At 54.5% G+C, this 22,085-nt stretch carries 19 protein-coding genes and 2 pseudogenes; 8 read left to right on the forward strand and 13 right to left on the reverse strand.

All coding sequences use genetic code 11. From position 1 onward, the window contains the following. Positions 1-53: 53 nt before the first annotated feature. Positions 54-1,231, reverse strand: a pseudogene (locus NG99_RS28985) (IS3 family transposase). A gap of 304 nt (positions 1,232-1,535) precedes the next feature. Here NG99_RS28985 and NG99_RS25065 point away from each other — a divergent pair. The 3 genes from NG99_RS25065 (at position 1,536) to NG99_RS25075 (ending at position 4,930) form a co-directional block, all read left to right on the forward strand. Next, complete coding sequence (locus tag NG99_RS25065) at positions 1,536-3,746, forward strand: M23 family metallopeptidase (RefSeq protein ID WP_034899087.1); 2,211 nt, start codon at positions 1,536-1,538, stop codon at positions 3,744-3,746. After that, positions 3,746-4,429 carry a hypothetical protein gene (locus tag NG99_RS25070; protein ID WP_034899089.1) on the forward strand — a complete coding sequence of 228 codons (684 nt, stop codon included), beginning with the start codon at positions 3,746-3,748 and terminating at the stop codon, positions 4,427-4,429. Before NG99_RS25065 ends, NG99_RS25070 begins: the two co-directional genes overlap by 1 nt. Positions 4,430-4,531: 102 nt before the next feature. Beyond that, complete coding sequence (locus NG99_RS25075) at positions 4,532-4,930, forward strand: hypothetical protein (protein WP_034899092.1); 399 nt, start codon at positions 4,532-4,534, stop codon at positions 4,928-4,930. Between the two features lie 151 nt (positions 4,931-5,081). Here the strand turns inward: NG99_RS25075 and NG99_RS30140 are convergent, their stop codons facing one another. Together NG99_RS30140 and NG99_RS30440 are read right to left on the reverse strand one after the other, a co-directional pair. Next, positions 5,082-5,561 carry a tyrosine-type recombinase/integrase gene (locus NG99_RS30140; protein ID WP_232298368.1) on the reverse strand — a complete coding sequence of 160 codons (480 nt, stop codon included), beginning with the start codon at positions 5,559-5,561 and terminating at the stop codon, positions 5,082-5,084. A 68-nt stretch (positions 5,562-5,629) separates the two neighbouring features. Continuing rightward, positions 5,630-5,878, reverse strand: a pseudogene (locus NG99_RS30440) (Arm DNA-binding domain-containing protein); the annotation flags it as partial. Between the two features lie 234 nt (positions 5,879-6,112). Here NG99_RS30440 and copM point away from each other — a divergent pair. Further along, complete coding sequence (copM, locus tag NG99_RS25085) at positions 6,113-6,472, forward strand: CopM family metallochaperone (RefSeq protein ID WP_034899094.1); 360 nt, start codon at positions 6,113-6,115, stop codon at positions 6,470-6,472. An 88-nt stretch (positions 6,473-6,560) separates the two neighbouring features. Continuing rightward, positions 6,561-6,755: a hypothetical protein gene (locus NG99_RS25090; RefSeq protein WP_034899096.1), complete on the forward strand. Its 195-nt coding sequence runs from the start codon at positions 6,561-6,563 to the stop codon at positions 6,753-6,755. A 31-nt stretch (positions 6,756-6,786) separates the two neighbouring features. Here the strand turns inward: NG99_RS25090 and NG99_RS25095 are convergent, their stop codons facing one another. The 7 genes from NG99_RS25095 to NG99_RS25125 form a co-directional block, all read right to left on the reverse strand. Next, positions 6,787-8,361 carry an ABC transporter substrate-binding protein gene (locus tag NG99_RS25095; protein ID WP_052130874.1) on the reverse strand — a complete coding sequence of 525 codons (1,575 nt, stop codon included), beginning with the start codon at positions 8,359-8,361 and terminating at the stop codon, positions 6,787-6,789. A 148-nt stretch (positions 8,362-8,509) separates the two neighbouring features. Beyond that, positions 8,510-9,175, reverse strand: a complete 666-nt coding sequence (locus tag NG99_RS25100) for an ABC transporter ATP-binding protein (protein WP_034899098.1) — start codon at positions 9,173-9,175, stop codon at positions 8,510-8,512. Beyond that, positions 9,168-10,016 carry an ABC transporter ATP-binding protein gene (locus NG99_RS25105; protein ID WP_034899100.1) on the reverse strand — a complete coding sequence of 283 codons (849 nt, stop codon included), beginning with the start codon at positions 10,014-10,016 and terminating at the stop codon, positions 9,168-9,170. Before NG99_RS25105 ends, NG99_RS25100 begins: the two co-directional genes overlap by 8 nt. Next, positions 10,006-10,866, reverse strand: coding sequence for an ABC transporter permease (locus NG99_RS25110; RefSeq protein WP_034899103.1), 861 nt, complete (start codon positions 10,864-10,866; stop codon positions 10,006-10,008). The genes NG99_RS25105 and NG99_RS25110 overlap by 11 nt, the downstream gene beginning before the upstream one ends. Then, positions 10,863-11,915, reverse strand: a complete 1,053-nt coding sequence (locus NG99_RS25115) for an ABC transporter permease (RefSeq protein WP_034899104.1) — start codon at positions 11,913-11,915, stop codon at positions 10,863-10,865. Before NG99_RS25115 ends, NG99_RS25110 begins: the two co-directional genes overlap by 4 nt. Continuing rightward, positions 11,915-13,483, reverse strand: coding sequence for an ABC transporter substrate-binding protein (locus NG99_RS25120; protein ID WP_034899107.1), 1,569 nt, complete (start codon positions 13,481-13,483; stop codon positions 11,915-11,917). Before NG99_RS25120 ends, NG99_RS25115 begins: the two co-directional genes overlap by 1 nt. Before the next feature lie 130 nt (positions 13,484-13,613). Beyond that, complete coding sequence (locus NG99_RS25125; RefSeq protein ID WP_034899109.1) at positions 13,614-14,270, reverse strand: CPBP family intramembrane glutamic endopeptidase; 657 nt, start codon at positions 14,268-14,270, stop codon at positions 13,614-13,616. A 366-nt stretch (positions 14,271-14,636) separates the two neighbouring features. Between NG99_RS25125 and NG99_RS25130 the strand changes: the two genes are divergently transcribed. Beyond that, positions 14,637-14,933, forward strand: a complete 297-nt coding sequence (locus NG99_RS25130) for an I78 family peptidase inhibitor (protein WP_034899110.1) — start codon at positions 14,637-14,639, stop codon at positions 14,931-14,933. Positions 14,934-15,217: 284 nt separating this feature from the next. Here NG99_RS25130 and NG99_RS25135 read toward each other — a convergent pair whose 3' ends face one another. After that, positions 15,218-15,466 carry a biofilm development regulator YmgB/AriR family protein gene (locus NG99_RS25135; protein ID WP_034899112.1) on the reverse strand — a complete coding sequence of 83 codons (249 nt, stop codon included), beginning with the start codon at positions 15,464-15,466 and terminating at the stop codon, positions 15,218-15,220. Between the two features lie 275 nt (positions 15,467-15,741). Continuing rightward, the gene (locus NG99_RS25140) at positions 15,742-16,413 is read right to left on the reverse strand and encodes a MarC family NAAT transporter (RefSeq protein WP_034899115.1); all 672 of its coding nucleotides are present in this window, start codon (positions 16,411-16,413) and stop codon (positions 15,742-15,744) included. A gap of 447 nt (positions 16,414-16,860) precedes the next feature. On the opposite strand from NG99_RS25140, the gene cspE reads away from it, so the two are divergent. Next, a complete protein-coding gene (cspE, locus tag NG99_RS25145; protein ID WP_013200976.1) occupies positions 16,861-17,073 on the forward strand; it encodes a transcription antiterminator/RNA stability regulator CspE in 213 nt (70 codons plus the stop codon). 311 nt (positions 17,074-17,384) lie between these two features. Then, positions 17,385-18,593, forward strand: coding sequence for a multidrug efflux MFS transporter (locus NG99_RS25150; protein WP_034899118.1), 1,209 nt, complete (start codon positions 17,385-17,387; stop codon positions 18,591-18,593). 27 nt (positions 18,594-18,620) lie between these two features. Here NG99_RS25150 and NG99_RS25155 read toward each other — a convergent pair whose 3' ends face one another. Beyond that, a complete protein-coding gene (locus NG99_RS25155) occupies positions 18,621-21,704 on the reverse strand; it encodes a beta-galactosidase (RefSeq protein WP_034899120.1) in 3,084 nt (1,027 codons plus the stop codon). Between the last annotated feature and the right edge of the window lie 381 nt (positions 21,705-22,085).

Consider the following 22,085-nt stretch of genomic DNA (forward strand, 5'->3'; position numbering starts at 1 on the left):
CGGGCAAAATCTGTATCCAACGTCCTCCTCATCCTTCGGGAGCTGTGTAGTGGTCAAGTAATACTGGCCACAGTTTTACAGTAAGAACGGTATCTGTTCTCTGATTCTTCCGGCGTTAGCCCCCCGTTATAATGATGAGGTCTGACGCTGTTGTAGTAATTCAGGATGTAACTACCGATTTGTCGCCGGGCCTCATCCTTACCTGCGTAACCATTCGTCGGCACCCATTCTGTTTTCAGACTGCGGAAGAAGCGCTCCATGGGGCTGTTATCCCAGCAGTTCCCCCGTCGGCTGACGCTTTGCTTTATTCTGTAACGCCAGAGAACTTGTTGATATTTAACGCTGGTATACTGGCTTCCCTGGTCGCTATGGAACATGACATCACGCGGTTGACCACGCGTCTCACAGGCCATCCGCAGGGCACTACTTATCAACGCTGTATCAGCATTCGCTGACAGACTCCAGCCGATAATTCTGCGGGCAAAAAGATCCATAACAACCGCCAGATAGCACCAGCGATTTCCTGCCCGGATATACGTAATATCTCCACACCATACCCGGTCTGGCTCCGGTACAGCGAACTGACGCTCGAGCAGATTCGGCAGGCAGGTATGCTCCTGACGGGCATTTTTGTACTGATGTTTTCCGGGCTGGCAACTGCTCAGGTTCAGATATTTCATCAGACGCCCTGCCCGATAACGGCTCATCGGGACGCCGTTTTGGGTCAGCGTTTCAGCAAGGGTACGTGCGCCTGCAGAGCCCCGGCTCTGGTTCCATGCCCGACGTATTTCGCTGCACAACCTGACTCACGCCGGATTAACAGTATCGCGTCGTTTTCGCCAGTACCGGTAACTGCTGCGGTGTATTTCCAGCGCGGAGCAAAGGCTTACAACCGTGTGGCTGTCACTCAGTCTGGCGGCTATCGTGAACCGTTCAGTGAGTCGGACATCAAGAGCGCGGTAGCCTTTTTTAATATCGTATTCTGTTCCTCCAGGCGACGAACCTGCTTTTCCAGCTCGCGGATACGTTGCTGCTCTGCAGTAATGGGCGTTGCAGAGGGCGTAATCCCCTGACGCTCTCGCCTGAGCTGGCGGACCCAGCTCTCGAGCGTGGTAGAACCGACATTCATCGCTTCACTGGCTTGTCGATATGAGTAGCCCTTATCAACAATCAGCTGTGCACATTCCAGCCTGAACTCAGGGGTAAAAGTACGCTTAGTTTTCTTGTTCATTAAGTCACCTGTTTTATGTTGAGGTGAGAATATCACCTTTAATCAGGTGGCCAAATTTACTGTGCCACTACAGTTGGACTCAAAAGTACAACTAATGCCTTGTTCGCAGTAAACAGGGACAGACTGTGTAAGAGGAAGGCCAGGGGCGTCCACCGGTTGAGTATCGCTCGCGCCACGGTTTACAAAATTTCTGACAACGCATAAATATTTCACTGTTTCCTTGCCCTTACGCAACGATTGTTTAAATAAGATAGCGTTATTCTGCACTTTCATAAATTCCACAAACCAGACAGGGAGTCACGCGATGATAATCAGCCCTCCATTTGTCCGGGACAGGAATGCACAGGAAAGTGATGCCGCATGGATTGAACGCATGATGCCCACTGATAGCAACAGGGAGTTTCCTGCCAATGCCCGTGGCTCCTGGCATGGTGGTGTGCATATCCTTCACACTGACTGCCATGAGGAAGGATACGCACGCATTGAATCTGTCCACGCCATTGCTGATGGTGTGGTGGTGTCTTTCCGTAAACCCTCTGGAAACGATAAGCGCGATGCCTTCCCACTGAACTATTGTGGCAGAACTGACGATGGCTACGTACTGCTGAAGCATGAGACGGACATCGCTGAGAGTGGCAGCGTGGTGTTCTATTCCCTGTATATGCACCTGAGTGACAGGCTGGACCCGGCCATTAAGGTGGGGGCCAGAATCTGGCGCAAGGACAGACTGGGGCAGAACGGCATGGTGGATAATGTTAATGCCTTCCACTTCCAGGTGTTCTGTGACAACGCTAACATGATGACGCTGGCCGGACGCATCACACCGGAGCTGGACATAACCAGAGACGGCAGAACCGATACTGTGTACGGTGATATCCATTTTTATCTGCCTCCCGGCACCGTGTTTTATGACCGGAAGCCGGAAAACAATTCCCCGGACACATTCCGGCTGAGCGCGGTCCATACCAGTACGGAGCCGCTCTACATCAGCATGACCTTCGCAAAAGGCGACTGTACGATGGTTACGCGCAGGAACAATGCGACCTGTGATGCCATCTACGACACGGTCGGGGAACCGCTGGTGAATACAGATGCTGACCCTACTGACAACTCTCCAGGTATAGAACTGAAATATGAATATAACCTGTACAATACAGCCACACGCCTGTACCCACAGAATCCTTCTGCCGGGTTTGAACTGCTGCGTTTTGGGCGCGCCATCAACACTGACCATAAAACGCTGACGCCTGCGAATGCCCCTCTCTGGCGTACCATCAGTTTTCCCGGCGGTAAGGGTATGGTGAATCTGGCTTCTCCTGCCATCAAAAAGTTCAGCGATGCCGATTTCCCTCACTGGGCGGGATGGAGGATGGTTGACGATGATACGGACAACAATAGCCAGTGCAATTCCACCCTCATCGCCGGTTTACAGGACGGCGGGCACCTCGGAGAACTGAGCAGCAGACTGATTTGCCATTTCCCGCTGGAATGGAATGCTTCCACTCTGGACCAGCGTTTTTCATGGCTGAAAACGGGTAATGACGATGTGCCTGCCATGTCAGAGACAGACTATGACAGACTGAAAGCCCATGCTTCTGCGTTATGTTTCGACACCAGCGAACTGGGCACGGGCAGGATGTGGCACTTTCATCCTGGGGCATTCATCACCCATTTTCGTAAGTGCTGCTGGCTCAGTAAGCTGGAGCTGAAACAGCTTGTTCCCATGAACGTAATAAGAATGGTTCGCCGGAACGATTACCGTTGGGAGCACATAACCTACAGGGATGACGCCGGAAGCATGGCAGACAACATCCGCATCCACCTGAATAAGGCGATGCAGAAATACCTGATAAACACGCCGCTGCGCATCGCCTGTTTTATGGGAAATGCCATCCAGGAAACGCAGTGGCTGTCAAGGCCTGAAGAAGGGGGAGCCAGGCAACTCTGGTACTACCCGTGGCATGGGCGTGGACTGTTACAGCTCACAAGTCCGGGTAACTATTTCAATTATTTTAGTTTCGTGGGAAATACATACCCATGGAACATCAAAAAAACGCTGATCGCAGAGTACAAACGCTTGTACGTCAACAGAGGTATCAGACAGACAGATAATCATCTTTCCGATACCGAAAATAACGTCCCTTCGAATGTTATCGAGTGGAGGAATAACGTCAGTAGCGATAATAAAGATGTAGTCAACAGTGCTGGATTTTATTGGGTGTCAGCTTATATGGCTTATTATTCTGATGCTGAACATGAGATTGAAAGATGTGAAGTCAGAACCAAAGCCGGTATAAAAATTTACTATCGCAGTCCGGCATTCTGGCAGGCCAGCGCCTCGGTTAATTTACCCGGACAAGTCAACACATTTTATTCAAGTAGTCTGAACGGATTTAATGATCGCTGCTGCGTATACGGTAATGCGGTTTCCGTACTCACAGAACATAAACTCCCGGACAAAAATGGCAACATGATTAACGAAAAACCTGAATCAAACCAGCTAAGGAGAGCCTAATGTGCAAGTTATTACTTCCGATCATTCTGACTTTGTGCTCACAAATGGCATGGAGTTCAGTCACTCCAGATGTGGCTGAACCAAATAGTTTCAATAAGGATCGTTTTGTTGTTTATTACAACAAAGTTTCCACAATGGGATATGGCGGAAGCAGCGAATGTGAGTATGTGTCATTAAAAATTTTCTATCCACCTGAATATGTATCATCTAAAGATAAGTATCCTCCTTCTAATCCTTGGCTTTGCTTGTTTGCTGTTGATGTTATACACGATGGGTACGGCCCAGGTCGGCTAATCCCGGAAAAAATCTACTTTGATAAAAAAAACGATCAATGGAAAAAGAAAAAATTCAGTCTGAACAGAGAAGACTTTCAGGAATCCCTGAAACGTTATGGCATTAAAGGCCTGAAAGATCTGCATTCCGTAGAACTGTACAATATCCAGTCTGTCAATGCCCGAGGCTATGCTGTTATTGACAGCAATATTCCGCTCTGGGAAAAACGGAAAGGGGTGAAGAAAAACGTATCATTCTGCATGATACATGAGGAGACTGCGCTATGCGGTTACGGCCCAATGGTGTATAGCTTCGACGGAGAGGATGTTGATTTCACCCCCTACATGCTCAGGTCCCTGGAAACCATCGAAATGGGTCTGCCGGAAAAGCCGAATAATGGACAGCATTAGCCATATGGAAAGAAAAAGATCCGTCCTGGAACCTTTATTTTTTTGGATTGACCCGTCCTGAATAGCGTTGACACATTTAACTCGCACACTGAGGAAAATGTGATGAAGCAATATGTTAAACGCACACAACGCGATTACCCTCTATCCTTTAAACTGGCCGTTGTCGGACAGGTCGAAAAAGGTGAAATGATTCACCGTCAGGCACAAGATCGCTACGGTATTCAAGGTAGCCACAACGTCATGACGTGGCTACGCAAGTTCGGTCAACTCGACTGGCTTTCGACCTCTCCTGCAAGAACGTGCGGAGTTAACATGCCCAAAATGCCTCTTACTCCCGAACAGCGAATTAAAGAGCTTGAACAGCAACTCGCTGAATCAGAAGTCAAAGCTCAGTTTTTTGAAGCGGTTGTGAAAGTCATGAACACTGAGTTCGGGGCCACACTGACAAAAAAGCAGTTGGCCACGTTATCACGCAAGCACAAACGGCGGGACTCACAGTAACGCGCGCTTGCCGGTTCATGGGGATTAGCCGACAGGCGTGGTATCAGTCTTTGCAGCGCGAGCGGGGAAGAGAAATACAGGCCCAAAATATCATTGAACAAGTGACGGCCATCCGGTTACAACAACCCCTGTTGGGTACGCGTAAATTACATTACTTGTTGCAACAACAAGCGGAACCGGCGTTGCATGTTGTGTAGTGGATCAGCCATTCAGCCCAGCTCCCGAAATGCAACTCAATGGTTCGTAACCCGGTCAGCATCAGCAGCCCTATCGGGTTCACCTGCATCTGGCACAAATCACGGAGAAAATCCGGTAACTGTGCCTCACTCAAATTAAGATGATTTTCGCTGGTAGGTGATTCAAGTGCGCTGTTCAGATAATCCGCCGGGTTATAAGTTGCCCGCCCGGTAACAATGGCGTAAGCAAATATCTGAATGCAGGCCTGCCGGTTTTTTTGCATCGTCTCCAGCTTCCCTGTCTGCTCAATTTTACGCAGACATTCCAGCACTTCCAGCGGGGCAATATCGGCAACCGGACGTTTTCCCAGTGCAGGAAAAATATACAGAACCAGACGGCTTTCGGTGCTTTTTTGTATTCCCCGCTCCACTGTCGCCCTTTGAATTCCAGCCATTCATCAGCAATATGTTTAAACGTACTGGCATGACGGATACGTTGTGCGCGTTTATGCGCTTGCTTCTCCTGTGACGGATCTCCCCCTCCGGCAATACAACGGCGTGCTTCATCACGTTTCATCCGTGCCTGTGCCAGAGTGATATCCGGATAAACACCGATAGCTAATTTTTTCTCTTTCCCGGCAAAGCGGTATTTTAAACGCCAGTATTTTGCTCCGGACGGTTTCACCAGCAGATAAAGCCCCTGACCATCGGTCAGTTTGTAGTCTTTGTCCTGTGGTTTTGCAGCTTTAATCTGGCGGGCGGTTAACGGCATTTTCTCATTTCCCTATCTGCTGAAAGGCCCCATATGAGGCCCCCGGTTACAGGTTGATGTCCTGCATCTTCTGTAGACTAAGGTAGAATGTGAAAGAGGGCAGATCCACTGGTGGCGGGCGGTAAAAGGTAACAAGGTAGACATTGAGCGACGTGGAAAGAATTACTTGACCTTCCCCCAACGGGAAGGTGCAGAATTGCCCTTACAAAGTGTGTTTATATTGAGGGGCAAGAAATGAACAGGCTACTTTGCGGCATAGTCACCACCCTGATGTTGTCCGGCTCCGCGCTGGCGGCAGATAATATGGCGATGCCGATGGATTCGGCTAAACAGACCTCTTCGCAGAAGAGTTATCAGGCTGGCATGGATGAGATGCATCACGATATGACGGCTGGAATGCAGGAGAAAGACCCGGACAGGGCCTTTGCCAAAGGGATGATTGCTCATCACCAGGGCGCAATAGCCATGGCGAAAACCGAGCTGCAATACGGTAAAGATCCAGCGATGCGTAAGCTCGCTGAAGAGATTATCAAGGCGCAGCAGCCGGAGATTGAGCAGATGCAGGGCTGGCTGAGCAGGCAGAAAAAAGAGTAACGGCCAGCGGCGGGCGGCGGGAAAAAACTCAACGGGCGCGATGAAAGTTGTTAAAATCAGCCTTTAGCCTTTTTTCACGGAAGCCATGATGACAACTGAAATTTCCCATCCCGCCAGCAGCCCTAAGCAGGCTGCTTTACAGCTGGTTATTGAACTGGTTCGCGCCGGTAAGCTTAGCCCGATGCAGGGCGATGCCGCCAACATGATCTCCATTTACGAACAGTTCAAAGCGCATTTTGAGGCTGATAAGCATAAAAATTCAGCCGATTCTGCCATTTCCTGACAGAAGGGCGGCCTGCCGCCGCCCTGCAACCTTATTTGCTGACCTGGTCATAATACAACATGCTGCCGCCAATTCCCTGCTGCGCGCCCTGAACCGAGCTGCGCAAACCTACCAGCTTTTGCCCCTGTAGCGTCACGACGTAAGGCGAATTTTGCTGCACTTCAGTCTGAAGCTGCTGATACAGCGCGTTGCGTTTTTTCACGTCGTTCTCTGCCGCCGCCGCCCTGGTTTCCGCACTCAGTTTCGGAATTGACCAGCCTACTCGCCAGGCCAGAGTTTTAGGGCCGTTCGGCACGTTATAGGCAAAGGTGCTGGCATTGGTATTCGGATCAATGTAATCCGCCCCCCAATAGATAAAGATCGACTGGAAATTACGGCTGCGCATTTTTGCCCAAAGCTCGGCTTCGGCCACGGGCTGAATGTCGATCTGGATATCGGCTTTAGCAAAGCTTGCCTGTAAAGCCTGCGCCACGTCAGTGTAAGGTGGCTGATTGACAATGGTCAGAGAGAAATGGGTGCCCGGCGCGATCCCGCCTTTTTGCAAAATATCTTTTGCCTTCGCCAGATCGTATTTGAACGGTTGGTTGGCCAGTGCGCCATCAAAGCCCTGCGGTAAAAATGCCTGGTGGACCTGATACTGTCCTTTCAGCAGCTGCTGCGAAATGCTGTTGTAGTCAACCAGCCAGCGGGCGGCCTGCCAGAGCGCCGGATTGCCCAGCGCGGGTTGCTGCTTATCCTGGGTGTTAAAGCCCAGGTAATAAATCAGGCTGGAAGGGAAACTGGCTACCCGGACGGAAGCGACTTTCTTCAGCGCATCAAACTGATCGGCACCCAGATCGTAGGCCACGTCCGCATCTCCCTGCTCTAACAGCAGCCTGCGCGAGCCAGCATCGGTCACCCCTTTCAGGATCACCCTTTTGAGTTTAGGAGGCGTGGCCGCATTGGGGTTCTGCTCCAGCACCAGCGCCTGCTGAGGCACATAGTTTTTAATGGCGTAGGCCGCGCTGCCGGCTGAGTGCGTTTTCAGCCAGCCGTTGCCGAAATCGTTATTGCTGGCGTGCTGCTCAGCAAGCCTGCTGTCAATGATGGAGGCGACCGGGGCGCTGAGCAGCCGTAAGGCCAGGTCGCGACCAATCGGTGAGGCCCAGCGAATTTCCAGTTGATTATTCCCGCGCTGAACAAACTGTGAGTCAATATTTTCCGCCGTCCAGCCAAACTCGTTAAGAATAAACGCCGGGGTTTTATTTAATTTTACGCCGCGCGTCAGGGAATATATGACATCTTTTGGCGTTACCGGATTCCCGCTGGCGAATTTCGCGTCAGGTTTCAGGGTAAAAAGCAGGCTGTGTTCGCTGCTTCCGGGCTGCCAGTGGGTAGCCAACTGCGTCACCAGCTGGCGCGGATCGTCACGGCCAGCGTCAACCAGCTTCTGATAAACGTTAATCAGACTGCTGGTGCTGACGGTCTCAAAGCTTTCGGCCGGATCAAAGCTGATAATGCCGTCTAGCGGGATGGCAACAATCAGCGTATCGGCGGGGGTAGCGGCATAGCCAGGGGCAGACAGCCCCAGCGCGCAGGCAAGGGCAACGGGCAGTAGTTTTAGCATCGGCATGTCCTGGAAAAGAAGCGATATCAGGACTATAGGCAGAATGGCGCGGCAGGGAAATGCCAATTCCGGCAAGCGTATTCTGTTTAAGACATTAGGCAGATCAACAGGTTATGGCTGGCCGCAGGCGGCCAGCCAGCGCGGAACATCAGCCGACGATATGCCCGCGATCCATCCGTACCGCACGATCGCACATATGATCGATCACGTCCGGATCGTGGCTCACCAGCACCATCGTCAGGCCATCCTGCTGCTTCAGACCATTTAGCAGATTGAGGATCTCCGCCTGCACCGACATATCCAGCGCCGAAGTAGGTTCATCAAGCAGCAAAATTTTTGGCTCCAGCAGCAGCGCCCGTACAATAGCCACGCGCTGACGTTGCCCGCCTGAAAGCTGATGCGGATAGCGTTCGGCCAGCGCCGGGTCCAGTCCGACGTGGCGAAATCCCTCGTCGATCCGAGGGTTAATATCGGTCTTTTTCAACAGTTTCAGCGGTTCAGCCAGCGTGCGGCGCAGCCGATGGCGGGGATGCAGCGAAGCGTAGGGATCCTGAAACACCATCTGGACATCCTGACGCAGCTGGCCGCTAAATGGCTTTCCAGGCTTAATGGTATGCCCAGCAAGCTGCATCCCACCCTGCCAGTTCAGGTTCAGCCCCGCCATCACCCACAGCAGAGATGACTTGCCGCAGCCTGAAGGGCCAACCAGGCCAAAACACTCTCCGGCCTGCACCTCAAGCGATACGTCGTGCACCACGGTTCGCTGTTCATAACCCTGGCGATGGGAGACGCTCAGCTTGTTCAGTTCAATCATCTTCACGCCAGGCCTCCACGGCAGCACGATCCAGCACCGGTAAGGGCTGGCCTTTAGTCGCCTTGCTTGGGCGGCAGGACCACAGCGTTTGCGTATAGGGATGCGTCGCTTTTGGCAGGTCGGCGGCGGCAAGCGTATCCACAATGTTGCCACGGTACATCACCATCACCCGCTCGCAGTGCTCAGAAACCTGCTGCAAATCGTGGCTGATTAACAGCAGGCCCATGTTGCGCTGTTCAACAAGGCGACGGATCAGCGCCAGCACCTGATCGCGCATGGCATGATCCAGCGCCGAGGTGGGCTCATCGGCGATCAGGCACTTTGGATCGGCGATCAGCGCTATTGCCAGCATCACGCGCTGGCCCATGCCGCCAGAAAGCTGATGAGGATAACGCTTCATTAACTGCTGAGGATGCGGCAGGCCGACGGCATCAAGCATTTCGCAAACTTTCTCGTTGATCTCTGCCCGGCTGAGCCTGACGTGCAGCTTCAGCGGTTCCGCAACCTGCCAGCCGATGGTGCGCAGAGGGTTTAACGCATATTTCGGGTCCTGCATGACCATCGCCAGCTGGCTGCCTCTGAGCCGGTTCCAGCGCCGTTCGCTTAACGTCAGGGCATTTTCCCCTGCGACATTCAGCGTGGTGGCTTCAAGCCGCAGGTCTGACGACAGCAGCCCCATCAGGCTGCGTGCGGTCAGCGATTTACCCGAGCCGGATTCGCCGACCAGCGCCAGCCGCTCGCGGCCCAGCGTAAAGCTGATGTCTTTAACCAGCGGCGTGCCTTCGGCGCTGACGATTTTCAGCCTGTCGGCGACGATCAGCGGTGTGGAATCAGTTGCCATGTCGGGTATCCAGTCGGTCACGCAGGCCGTCGCCCGTCAGATTAAAGGCCAGGCTGGCAAACAGAATGGCACCGCCTGGCGCCGCTGCCACCCACCACTGGTCAAAAATGACTTTGCTGCCTTCGGCAACCATCGACCCCCATTCGGCGGTCGGAGGCTGCACGCCCATGCCGAGAAATCCCAGACCCGCGGCGGAGAGAATGATACCGCCAAGGCTGAGCGCGGCCCGAACCACCGCGCTGGGCAGGCAGAGCGGCAGGATATGACCAAACATCAGACGCAGGCCGTTAATTCCCTGCATTCTGGCGGCGGCCAGATAATCACTGCGGCGCAGCGCCAGCGTTTCGGCGCGCGCCTGACGCGCAAAGGGCGGCCAGCTGGTCAGCGCCAGCGCCAGCGCGCCGTTCATCAGGCCCGGACCGAGCATCGCGACCAGCGCCAGCGCAATCACCAGGCTGGGCAGCGAAAGGAAGATATCGGTAAAACGCATCAGCACCCGCTCGGTCCAGCCGCCAAGGTAGCCGGCACAAATCCCCACCAGCAAACCAAAGGGAATGGTCAGCACCAGGATCAGCGAGACCAGCAGCAGAGTGGGACGCGCGCCATAAATCACTCTTGAGTAGAGGTCGCGTCCAAATCCATCGGTGCCCAGCCAGTGTAGCTCAGAGGGCGGCAGCAGGCGTGCCGACATCAGCTGAGCATTGGGATCGAAGGGCGCCAGCAGCGGCGCAAACAGCGCGGCCAGCAGCAGGATGGCGACCAGCGTGCCGCCGATAGCCAGCGACGTGAAGCGGGGACCACGACGGCGACTGGGCGCCACGCTGTCCAGATCGGTAAGGTTTTGCGTCATCGGGTTCTCGGATCGGTGAGCCAGGTTAACGCATCCGCCAGCGCGTTCAGGGCAATAAAGCAGCCGCCTATCAGCAGCGTGGAGCCAAGAATGGCCGGCGTATCGGAGGCGAACAGGGCGTTGGTCATATAGCGTCCTACGCCAGGCCAGGCAAAGACGGTCTCGGTCAGCACCGAACCTTCCAGCAGCGTGGCATAGGAGAGCGCCAGCACGGTAATCAGCGTGCCGCGCACGTTAGGAAATACGTGAAGCAGTAAAATTCGCCCGCGGCTGGCTCCTTTGGCCCGCGCCAGCGTGACGTACTCTTTACTGCTCTCTTCCAGCAGCGCCGCGCGGAGCAGTCGGGTAATGCCGGCCATCGCCAGCAGCCCAAGCACCACCACCGGCAGCCAGAGATGGGCAATGGCATTGCGCAGCATCTCCCTGTCGCCGGAAAGCCAGCTATCGACCAGTACCAGACCGGTTTTAGGCTCGAAGGTGTAAATCCAGATATCGTCCAGCTGCCCCGGCCCCGCTGACCAGTGCAGTACAGCATAGAACAGCAGCAGGCCAAGCAGGCCGAGCCAGAACACCGGCACCGAATAGCCCAGCAGCGAAATCAGACGGGCGAGGGTGTCTGGCAAGCTGCCCGGTTTCCAGGCCGCCAGCAGCGCCAGCACAATGCCAAAGGTCGCGCCGAAGATCATCGCACAGGTTGCCAGCTCAATCGTAGCCGGGAAAGTACGCAGCAGATCGCTGGTTACCGGCTGATTGGTCAGGCGGGAGATCCCCAGGTCACCGTGAGCGAGATGCGCCAGATAGTGCCAGAACTGCATTGGCAGCGATTCGTCGAGGCCTAAATCATGGCGAACCTGGGCATAGGTGGATTCACTGGCGTGATCGCCCGCGACCTGTAGCACCGGATCGACCGGCGAGAGGTGCGAGAGCATAAAGGTGAAGGCCAGCAGGCCAAGCAGCGTCACGGCCAGCGACGCCAGCCCGGTGAACAGTCGTCCACCGCGTAACCAGAAAAGCCGGGCGGACCCGGCTTGAGCAGCGAACCCTGACATTACTTGCTGACCTGGCCGTAGTAGACCATATCCGGATTAATCCCCTGTACGTAGCCTTTCAGATTATCGCGCAGGGCGATCAGGTTACGGGCCTGGAGTCCAACCACGTAAGGGGAGTTTTTCATTATTTCCCGCTGCATATTCTGGTAAAGCTCAACGCGTTTCGCGTTATCACTCTCGGCCGTGGCGGCCAGCGTCTGCTTGTTCAGTTCGGGGATATGCCAGTTAGAACGCCAGGCCAGCGTTTTGCTGCCGTCTTCCGGATTGTAAGCAAAGGCTGCGGCGTTGGTGTTGGGATCGAAGTAGTCCGCACCCCAGGCGTTCAGCGTGGCCTCATACTTATGTGCCTTCACGGCAGTTGAGACTTCACTGCTCAGTCCTGGGATCAGCTCGACTTTAATGCCGCCCCGGGCAAAGCTGGCCTGTAGCGCCTGGGCAATGTCCAGGTACGGCGGCTGATTGCTGACGCTCAGCTTGAAGCTGGCGTTGCTCAGCCCGGCTTTTTTCAGAATCGCTTTGGCCTTTTCTGGATCGTAACTGTACGGCGTGTCGTTTAGCGCGCCGAGGAAGCCTTCAGGCAGGAATGCCTGATGCACCTGGAACTGTCCTTTCAGCAGGTCGTCAGCAATACCGTGATAGTCAAAGAGATAGCGCGACGCCTCCCACAGCGCCGGATTTTTTAGCACCGGGTTAGCGTCAATATTAAATTGCATGTAGTAAAGCGAGGCCATCGGGATTGCCAGCGGCTTAACGCCCGGTTTGCCCTTCAGCGCGGCGATCTGATCGGCTCCCAGGTTGCGGGCGATATCCGCATCGCCCTGCTCAAGCAGCAGACGGCGCGCGGCGGGTTCCGGGACGTTTTTGATCAGCACGTTTTTCAGGTGCGGCGCGCCGCCAGGCGAACTGGGGTTAGCCGAAAGGAGAACCACCTCATGCGGGATATATTTACGGATCTGATACGGGCCGCTCCCCGCGGAGTGGACGGCCAGCCATTTGTTGCCGAAGTCATTATTTTTGGCGTTCGCCAGCGCGGTTTTCTCATCGACAATGGAGGAGACCGGCGCGGCCAGCAGGCTCAGTACGTAGGTTGGGCTGACGTTGGCGGTCCAGCTAATCTGGACGTGGGAATCGTCGATTTTTTTCAACTGCGCGTCGACATTGTCCTTAGTCCAGCCGAGCTGGGTAAGGATAAATGAGGGATCGAGGTTTAGCTTCACCACGCGACTAAGGGAGAAGATCACGTCTTCTGGTCGAACCGGATTGCCGGAGGCAAACTTCGCTCCATCGCGTAGCGTGAAGGTCATGCTGCGATTATCGCTGCCGGGTTGCCAGGAAACGGCCAGGGTCGGCTTGAGATCGGTAGGATTCTGCGGATCGGACTGAACCAGTCGCTGGTAGAGGTTGGTAAACGCCTGCACCGACGTGAGCTCAAACCCTTCGGCGGGATCGAAGCTGCTGGCATCATCAATCGACTGGGCAATGACCAGCGTATCCGGCGGGGTGGCGGCGTGAGCAGTAAACGAGCCGGCCAGCGCAAGGGCGATGATTGACGGGACTAGAGTTTTCATGACGTTTCCTTACCAGTTAGTTGTCCGCGAGTGTAAGTGAGTAGACCATCTGATAAATAGTAGATTATCCGCTATCAATAGATGAATAAGTTATAACGACAGGGAGGCGGTTATATAGGTCAGCACAGTTTTAGCCCGTTGTGAGCTGCCAGAGCCAGGGAGAGACGCCAATCAGGTTATTCAGCATATGCAGGAAGATTGGTAGCTTGAGGCCGCCGGAAATTATGCGCGCGTAGCACAGTAGCAGTGACAGGGCGGTCAGGGCGATCAGCGTTTGTGGATGGGAGTACTGGGTATGCATTGCGGCAAAGCCTACCGAGGTTAGCAGCGCGCAGGCCAGTCGCTGCCTGGGAGCCCACAGCAGCAGTCCTTGCAGTACAAATCCTCGAAACAATATCTCTTCAAACACCGGAGCCAGCAGGACTACGGCCAGTGAAAACAGCAAAAGCTTGCTCTGCGCCTCGCCAAACTGCCCTCCTGTCCAGCTCTCCTGCTGGAGATAAAAGGACTGGGAGACGATCAGGCACAGCAGCAGTATGCTAAACACCAGCGCCTGGCGTAGACGCAGGCTGCCAAAAGGGATATTGCTGTAGCGCTTTGCATAACAGTAATAAAGCGGCACCAGCGCGGAAAATTCCAGCACGCAGAGAACCGGCATCATCATGCCGCTGGCAATCAAAGAAGGGAAGCCCGGCAGCGCGCTGACCATCACCGTAATCGTGTACCAGACAAGGCACATGCCCACACACAGCAGCGAGCAGGCAATTCTGTCGGCAGGATTATTCATTGCGGTGTCTCTCGGGCTGGCATTGGCGGATGGTAGCAAGCGTAACGAAAACTGTCGAGGTGTGCGCTGAGCCCTGTCTGTCGTGATGAAAAGCCCGAGAGAGGGGCGTTTTACCTAACGTACCCTGATGGCTACCAGAGTCATTACCACGGCGTACAGTACAAATATCATCAGTTCCATAATATCCTCCTGTCTAAGATAATTCTCAAATTATAGCGCTGGATATGGGCCAGGAAAGGCGCGGTTCGTGCCTTTTTGCAGTCGATCGCAGAAACAAACCCTGAGGCGAAAAGCGATTATCATCCCGCGCCGCTGTCTGTTAGGCTTTTAGCGGATTGTTGAAGATAAACGCACAGGAGAGAAGTTATGCAACCTTATGGAAAAATTGCCGTTATTGCCGCGCTGGTGGCGTTATCAGGATGCCAGGCGGCGTCAAAGACGGGGGGCACTTCCGCGACGGTAGACCCGGAATCGGATCGCTGTGGCGCTTCTGAGTATCAGCAGTATCTGGGTAAGCCGCTGTCCGCGATTGACGGGCTGCGTTTTGAGCATCCGGTCCGAGCCATCCCGCATAACTCTGCGGTGACCATGGATTTCAATCTTAACCGTTTGAATTTTATGGGTGATGTACAGGGAAATATTACCCGCGTCTACTGCGGATAAAAACCGGGTCAGCGTTCCCGTAGCGGGAGGTCACCCTGTATTATCTCAGCAAAATCCCCTTAGCCTGTCACAAGACTGCAATCTCAGGGCTGTAGGGTAGCAACGAATAAATGTGATCCGCTGGTCACTGCGAAACATGCAATGCTCGTCTTGTTCCCGCCTCGTGCGGGTTTTTTTTGTCTGTCATTCCGGCTGGGCGGCATCGATCGCGATCTTTATTGCGCGATGGCCTCCCAGAAGCCGGAAATTGCGCTTTTCTGGTATTTTGGGTTTCACTGAATGCGTTAGTCTTCTTTATCTTCCAGCAGCTGCGTCAGCAGATTGCGATACCCTTGCAGCATCGCCTCATCCATTTCGCCTTCCAGCCTGGCAATAACCGTCGCAATAATTACTTTGCTGGTGGCAGGCCGTCCGCGGTGCATCAGCTCGGTCAGGATTGCCGCCAGCAGTTCACTTTCTTTCGGTGCATGGAATGCCGGACTGTTAAAATAATCGGTGATTGCGCGACCTGCGCCGGGCGAATAATGTGCCACCGTGAACCTCCAGAAAAAGCGCCATCGATTGCCCAACGGCTAACCGATGAGATCAGGGAAATAAAACGTTTCAATTCGATCCGATTAACCAGAACGGTCAATCGCCACTTAGCCCGAAAAATAATCTGGCGGAGATTTTTATTACTCTAGATGGCGGGAACAGGAAATCCAGTAACAACCAGAAATATTTTTCATTGTGCTTTCTCTGCCAGCGCAAGGGGCGGGAAAACTGGCCCAATTCTCTGATTGATTTGGGCCGGAAAGAGATTCAATTATCAGGACGCAGGCCAGGTCGTGATCACTTCTGAAACGCCGTTAATAATGAACTGCACGCCCATGCACACCAGCAAAAAGCCCATCAGACGGGAGATGGCTTCAATACCGCCTTTACCGACCAGGCGCATGATGCCGCCTGAGCTACGCAGGCTAATCCACAGGATAACGCTAACGCTGAGGAAGGTTAAAACCGGCGCTACGGTCAGTACCCAGGGAGTGAACTGCGTACTGTCATGAATGGTAGAGGCGCCGCTGATGATCATTGCCAGGGTTCCGGGGCCTGCCGTGCTGGGCATCGCCAGCGGAACAAAGGCGATATTCACGGATTTGCGAGTGTTAATTTCGTCCAGCTTATGGGAGGCTTCAATCGAGTGGCCAGCCTGCTGCTGAGGAAAAAGCATACGAAAGCCAATAAACGCTACGATTAACCCGCCGGCCATGCGCAAGCCCGGAATAGAGATGCCAAAGGTATCCATCACCGCATTACCGGCATAATAAGCTACGGTCATAATAATAAACACGTAGATGGAAGCCTGCATCGACTGGCGATTACGCTCGCTGTAGTTCATGTCTCCAGCCAGCCCCAAAAACAGCGCCACGGTAGTTAAGGGATTGGCCAGCGGCAGCAGTATCACCAGCCCCAAACCTATCGCTTTAAAAAGTTCGAACATATTTTACTCTCTGAAATTTTGAAGAAAATATCATGCCTGAATGCCCAGTTATTACGTTGCTCATCGTGGCAATTGGCGTCTGCGTCGGGCCGTTTCCGTCTGCGAAACGGATTTTTTGGTGAATCCATTGTGACAAAACTGTAGATCGGATTGTTAATTACAGATTGGCGTCCAGCAGCATGAAAATAATTATCATTTTAAATCAGTGTGTTATCTGTTATTTCATTTTTTTTAACTATCAGCACTTGTACTGCATCCGACGTTATGAGTAAATGCACCGTCGGTTTTGAAACAGACAACGTATGCGAGCAATTTTAGTAAAGCAGTTTTCAGTAAAAGGTTATCTTAGATATCTCTTCCTGACTTCCTTCTTAAGTGCCTCATAAGTCCTCCCTGTTGACAAACCCCGTGCCCATTGCGGCTTAATACTTATTGAAGGAAAGACAAATGTCTAACAAAATGACTGGTTTAGTAAAATGGTTCAACGCTGAGAAAGGTTTCGGCTTCATCTCCCCAACCGACGGCAGCAAAGACGTATTCGTACACTTCTCTGCAATCCAGAACGGCGGCTTCAAAACGCTGGAAGAAGGTCAGAAAGTTGAGTTCTCTATCGAAAACGGCCAGAAAGGCCCAGCAGCTGCTAACGTCACTGCGCTGTAATTAGAGAACTTTTCGCCAGCCAGCGCGGAGTTTACTCTGCGAACCAGGCCTGCGAGAATACGAAAACCCGCCTTCTGGCGGGTTTTTGCGTTTATGGCCTGGCTGGCCTTCACACCTCTCATCAGGCAGTGATAAACACTCCCCGCACCGCATGAATCGCCGCCAACAGAGCGGATCTCCGTTAGCAGAAGCCGTGCCGCTAGTGGAAAATGTCAAAATTATTGTTATCCCCTTATTTGCCACTCATTGCTAAAATGCCCTTGTTACACTTCGGTTCCTACTTTTGTCATTAAGGCTCTCTGTACAGCAAGATGGAATCCTGGAAGGTTAACCTCATCTCAGTCTGGTTCGGCTGTCTGTTCACCGGCCTTGCTATTAGCCAAATCATCCCTTTTCTGCCGCTCTATGTTGAGCAACTGGGCGTTACCGACCCCAGCGCGCTGCCCCTCTGGTCCGGGCTTATTTTCAGCGTGACCTTTATGGTATCAGCGGTGGTTTCGCCGATGTGGGGAAGCCTGGCCGACCGTAAGGGCCGCAAGCTGATGTTGCTGCGCGCCTCGCTGGGCATGGGCGTGGTGATTTTCCTCCAGGCTTTTGTGACCGATGTCTGGCAGCTGTTCCTGCTGCGCGCGCTGATGGGGCTGACCTCAGGCTATATTCCCAACGCGATGGCGCTGGTGGCTACCCAGGTTCCGCGCGAGCGCAGCGGATGGGCGATGAGCATGGTGACCACCGCGCAAATTTGCGGGGTGATTATGGGGCCGGTGATGGGGGGCTTTCTTGCGGATTGGGTCGGACTGCGTGCGGTATTTCTGATTACTTCGGCACTGTTGATGACCAGCTTTCTGATCACCTTTTTCCTGATCAAAGAGGGTGGGCAGCCCAGAGTGAAGAAAGAGGATAAAATGTCCGGCAGCATGGTCTTCCGTTCACTGGGAAACCCTGGCCTGATTATCAGCCTGTTTCTGACTACGCTGGTTATTCAGCTGTGTAACGGCTCTATCAGCCCGATTCTGACGCTGTTCGTGCGACAGCTGGAGCCAGACGTGCAGAACATTGCCTTTATCAGCGGCGTGGTAGCGGCTATCCCCGGCATTTCTGCGCTTTTTTCCGCGCCAAAACTTGGCCGGCTGGGCGATCGTATCGGTGCAGAGCGCATCCTGATCGTCGCACTCATTCTGACGTTTGTGCTGTTTATGGCGATGTCCTGGGCGGGCAGCGCCCTGCAGTTGGGCGTGCTTCGCTTCCTGCTTGGCTTTGCTGACGGCGCGATGATGCCAGCGGTGCAAACCCTGCTGTTACGTTATTCCAGCGACCGCGTCACCGGCCGCATTTTTGGCTATAACCAGTCGTTTATGTATCTTGGGAACGTCGTGGGGCCGCTGATTGGCTCCGGCGTTTCGGCTATCGGCGGCTTTCGCTGGGTCTTTGCCGCCACCGCCTTTGTGGTGCTGATCAATACCGTTCAGCTTATTGTCAGCTGGAAGCGCCGTAAGCTGGTGTCGGCCAGTCCGGCCTGACAGGGTTAGCGCCAGGCATACAGCGGATTACGTCGTTGCTTTCAGCGTCAGCGCATAATGATAACGCCGGGCTGACAGCAAATATTCCGGGCTGACGCTTGGGCTCCAGGAGTCATCTCCGCCTACGCCCATATGATAGCCGTCGAGGACCAGCCAGCAGCCAGGCTCCTGCCGTAGCAGATGGCGATGCGTGACCTCCCGCAGCTGCTGCTGGCTAAAGCGGCTGACGGAGAAGTGAAACTCTCCGGCGAGGCTGAATTTGCCGAGCTGAAGCCGCCTGGTGCCGCATCGCAAGCCGTTTTCACAGGGGAACACATAGGGCGTGTACAGATCGTCCAGTGGCAGCGACCACTGGGAAAATTGCGCCGACAGCTGGCGATCCGGGTAGTTTTCGTGTGGTCCCAGCCCCAGCCAACTGACGCTTTCGACAGCTTCGCTTAGCTGGCAGCACAGGCCGATTCTGGCCGGTTCCGGCAGACCTTCCGCGATGATAACGTCCACCTGAAGGTGCATCTCCCCAGCTTCATCAACCAGGTAGCGCTTGCGGCTGATAAACAGCAGCGAGCCCTGATGTTTATAAGCGTGGGTCGTCGTCAGCTGGACGCTCTGGCTAAGCCTGTCGGCCTGTAGCTCAAGCAGCTGAGGCTCCAGCTGATTAAAGCCCGCCCGCTGCCAGCGTTCTACCCAGGCGTTGGGGTCTACTTTGCTCACTTCGCTGATGCCGATATCGTTATCCAGCGGTGCGCGGGTAAAATTGTCGCGCAGCGGCGAAAGCAGCTGCGGCTGCTCATCAATCAACCACTGCACCAGCTCGCCGCTTTGTCGGCAAAAGTGCCAGCGCTGATGCTGATGGCGGATCTCAATCAGCCCGGCGGCTTCATGGATTTCGGGCAGCGCCAGCCGGGTTGGCAGGGCTGGCAGCGTCAGGCTGGCAGGGAGCGGCCACTGATCCCAGGCAACGCGATGATTCGCATCCGACCAGCGGGTGGCCTCCGGCTGGATCACCTCGACATTCAGCCAGAGTTGTTCGCTCAGAACGGGTAATTCTCCCAGTTCCACCACCAGCGAGCCTTCGGGCGCGACCGCCAGGCGCTGCTCGCCGCCCGCCACCTTCACCCCGTTGTGTTCAATACGCCAGCGCAGGACTTCGTTATCGCTGTGGCGAAACAGATATTCGCTGCGGACGCGCAGCGTTATCGGGCTGACGTCGAGCAGATCAAACTGGAAAAACTGCTGCGCGCGCTGGGCTTCGAACAGGGCCGGGTGTGGCGTCCGGTCGGCAAAGACCAGGCCATTCATGCAGAATTGTCGGTCGTTAGGCTTATCGCCAAAATCGCCGCCGTAGGCCTGCCACGGGTTGCCCTGCTGGTCATAGCGCGTCAGGCTCTGATCGACCCAGTCCCAGACAAATCCCCCCTGCAACCGGGGAAATGCCCTGAACGCCTGCCAGTATTTAGCAAAGCCGCCAAAGCTGTTGCCCATCGCATGGGCATATTCACAGAGGATCAGCGGGCGCGTCTCTTCAGGCAGGCCGATCCATTTTTTTAGCGACCATTTAGGCACCGCCGCAAAAGGCTGATCCCGATCGACCCTGGCGTACATCGGACAGAGAATATCGGTGGCGGCACTGTTCGCGCCGCCGCCTTCGTACTGAACGGGACGGGTTGGATCCTGACTTTTCACCCAGCGCCAGAGCGCATCGTGCGTGCTTCCGTGCCCCGATTCATTGCCCAGAGACCAGATGATAATGCAGGCATGATTACGATCGCGCTGCACCATCCGCGTGACGCGCTCGCTGAAAGCATTAAACCAACTGGGATCGTCCGCCAGGCGATTCATCGGCTGCATACCGTGGGTCTCGATATTGGCTTCGTCCACCACGTACAGCCCGTAGCGATCGCACAGGCGATACCAGAGCGGATGGTTGGGATAGTGAGAGCAGCGCACCGCGTTGAAGTTGTGCTGTTTCATCAGCTTGATATCGCGGATCATCGTCGCCTCATCCATTACCTGACCCAGCTCAGGATGATGTTCATGACGGTTAGCCCCGCGGATCAGTAATGGCCTGCCGTTGAGCTTCAGCAAACCCTGGTCGATCTCAATTTTACGGAAGCCGACGTCATAAGCTTCTGCTTCCAGCAGGTTTCCCTCAGGGTCGAACAGGGCCACGGTGGCGCGATAAAGAGTGGGGGATTCCGCACTCCACAGCTCTGGGCTTTCTATCCGCAGGGAGAGGGTCGTGCGATCGCTGTAGCAGCCGCGCTCATCAATTACGGCGCTGCCAAAAGGTTGGCGGAGGGCGCCGATGCGAACGTTTTGACGCCACAGTTCCACCCCGACCTGATACTCTCCGGCCTGCTCAAGCGAACAGATCGCCAGCACCTGCAGCTGCGCTGAGTGATATTCCGCGCTGAGATGGGTTTGAATCTGCACGTCGGTAAGCCGTACGGCAGGCTTATGCAGCAGGGCGACATCGCGAAACAGGCCGCTCATGCGCCACATATCCTGATCTTCCAGATAGCTGCCGTCGCTCCAGCGCAGCACTAATACCGCGAGGCGGTTTTCACCGTCAGTCAGTACGGCGGTGAGATCGAAGTCCGCCGTCAGCCGGCTGTCCTGCGAATAGCCAATAAAGTGGCCATTACACCACAGATAAAACGCAGAGTTCACGCCCTCAAACTGAATCCGCGTCTGCCCGCTTTCCAGCCACTCGGGACGACATTCGAATTTTAACGAATAGCATCCCGTAGGATTCTCCAGCGGAACCTTTGGCGGCGTGACGGGAATAGGGTACTGCACGTTGGTATAAATTGGCGCGTCATAGCCCGCCATCTGCCAGTTTGAAGGCACCGTCATCAGACGAGCATCCGGCAGATCGTGGCGCAGCCACAGGTCGGGAACCTGTTCAGGCTGACTGAAATAGCTGAAATTCCACTGACCGTTAAGCGACTGGCGGCTGTCGGAAGGGCGATCGTCCCTGGCTGCCTCAAGGGATCGCCAGCTAGAAAACGGCGGATGAGCAGGCAGACGATTACGCTGCGTGATGCCGGGGTTTTCCCACTCCCGGTGGATCAGTAGCTGTTGCAGGGATAAAGAGGCGGCTGGTTTCATCGGGAGATCTCTAAAATGTTATGCGCTCACATTGCACGGAAACGCCCCGGTTGTAAAGGCGAACCCGGCGATCCTGCTGGTGAGATCTCGCGGTAAATCGCTGAGTTTTTTTACGGGAGTGGCGAAAAGTATCGGCATTGTCGCTGGTTTATGACAGGAAAACGTTAAGCGTGGTGAGCAAGGGTAAATACGGCTCTTAACCGGAGGATTCTGCATTGTAGGCGTGAGTGGCGGCGCTTATTATCAGCGCCGACGTATCTTTGAGGACATAACAATGAGTAAATTAATTAAAGTAGTGAGCGTCATTGCGTTGGTAACGGCCTTGAGCGGATGCATTTTCCCTCCTCCAGGCGGCGGCGGTGGTGGCGGTCACGGCGGCGG

Source organism: Erwinia typographi, from assembly GCF_000773975.1.
GTDB classification, from domain to species: domain Bacteria; phylum Pseudomonadota; class Gammaproteobacteria; order Enterobacterales; family Enterobacteriaceae; genus Erwinia; species Erwinia typographi.

Excerpts from the sequence above, each read along its gene's own strand:
- NG99_RS25065 (WP_034899087.1), top strand. The coding sequence starts at position 1,536 with ATGATAATCAGCCCTCCATTTGTCCGGGACAGGAATGCACAGGAAAGT.
- NG99_RS25070 (WP_034899089.1), top strand. The coding sequence starts at position 3,746 with ATGTGCAAGTTATTACTTCCGATCATTCTGACTTTGTGCTCACAAATG.
- NG99_RS25075 (WP_034899092.1), top strand. The coding sequence starts at position 4,532 with ATGAAGCAATATGTTAAACGCACACAACGCGATTACCCTCTATCCTTT.
- NG99_RS30140 (WP_232298368.1), bottom strand. The coding sequence starts at position 5,561 with ATGGCTGGAATTCAAAGGGCGACAGTGGAGCGGGGAATACAAAAAAGC.
- copM (WP_034899094.1), top strand. The coding sequence starts at position 6,113 with ATGAACAGGCTACTTTGCGGCATAGTCACCACCCTGATGTTGTCCGGC.
- NG99_RS25090 (WP_034899096.1), top strand. The coding sequence starts at position 6,561 with ATGACAACTGAAATTTCCCATCCCGCCAGCAGCCCTAAGCAGGCTGCT.
- NG99_RS25095 (WP_052130874.1), bottom strand. The coding sequence starts at position 8,361 with ATGCTAAAACTACTGCCCGTTGCCCTTGCCTGCGCGCTGGGGCTGTCT.
- NG99_RS25100 (WP_034899098.1), bottom strand. The coding sequence starts at position 9,175 with ATGATTGAACTGAACAAGCTGAGCGTCTCCCATCGCCAGGGTTATGAA.
- NG99_RS25105 (WP_034899100.1), bottom strand. The coding sequence starts at position 10,016 with ATGGCAACTGATTCCACACCGCTGATCGTCGCCGACAGGCTGAAAATC.
- NG99_RS25110 (WP_034899103.1), bottom strand. The coding sequence starts at position 10,866 with ATGACGCAAAACCTTACCGATCTGGACAGCGTGGCGCCCAGTCGCCGT.
- NG99_RS25115 (WP_034899104.1), bottom strand. The coding sequence starts at position 11,915 with ATGTCAGGGTTCGCTGCTCAAGCCGGGTCCGCCCGGCTTTTCTGGTTA.
- NG99_RS25120 (WP_034899107.1), bottom strand. The coding sequence starts at position 13,483 with ATGAAAACTCTAGTCCCGTCAATCATCGCCCTTGCGCTGGCCGGCTCG.
- NG99_RS25125 (WP_034899109.1), bottom strand. The coding sequence starts at position 14,270 with ATGAATAATCCTGCCGACAGAATTGCCTGCTCGCTGCTGTGTGTGGGC.
- NG99_RS25130 (WP_034899110.1), top strand. The coding sequence starts at position 14,637 with ATGCAACCTTATGGAAAAATTGCCGTTATTGCCGCGCTGGTGGCGTTA.
- NG99_RS25140 (WP_034899115.1), bottom strand. The coding sequence starts at position 16,413 with ATGTTCGAACTTTTTAAAGCGATAGGTTTGGGGCTGGTGATACTGCTG.
- cspE (WP_013200976.1), top strand. The coding sequence starts at position 16,861 with ATGTCTAACAAAATGACTGGTTTAGTAAAATGGTTCAACGCTGAGAAA.
- NG99_RS25150 (WP_034899118.1), top strand. The coding sequence starts at position 17,385 with ATGGAATCCTGGAAGGTTAACCTCATCTCAGTCTGGTTCGGCTGTCTG.
- NG99_RS25155 (WP_034899120.1), bottom strand. The coding sequence starts at position 21,704 with ATGAAACCAGCCGCCTCTTTATCCCTGCAACAGCTACTGATCCACCGG.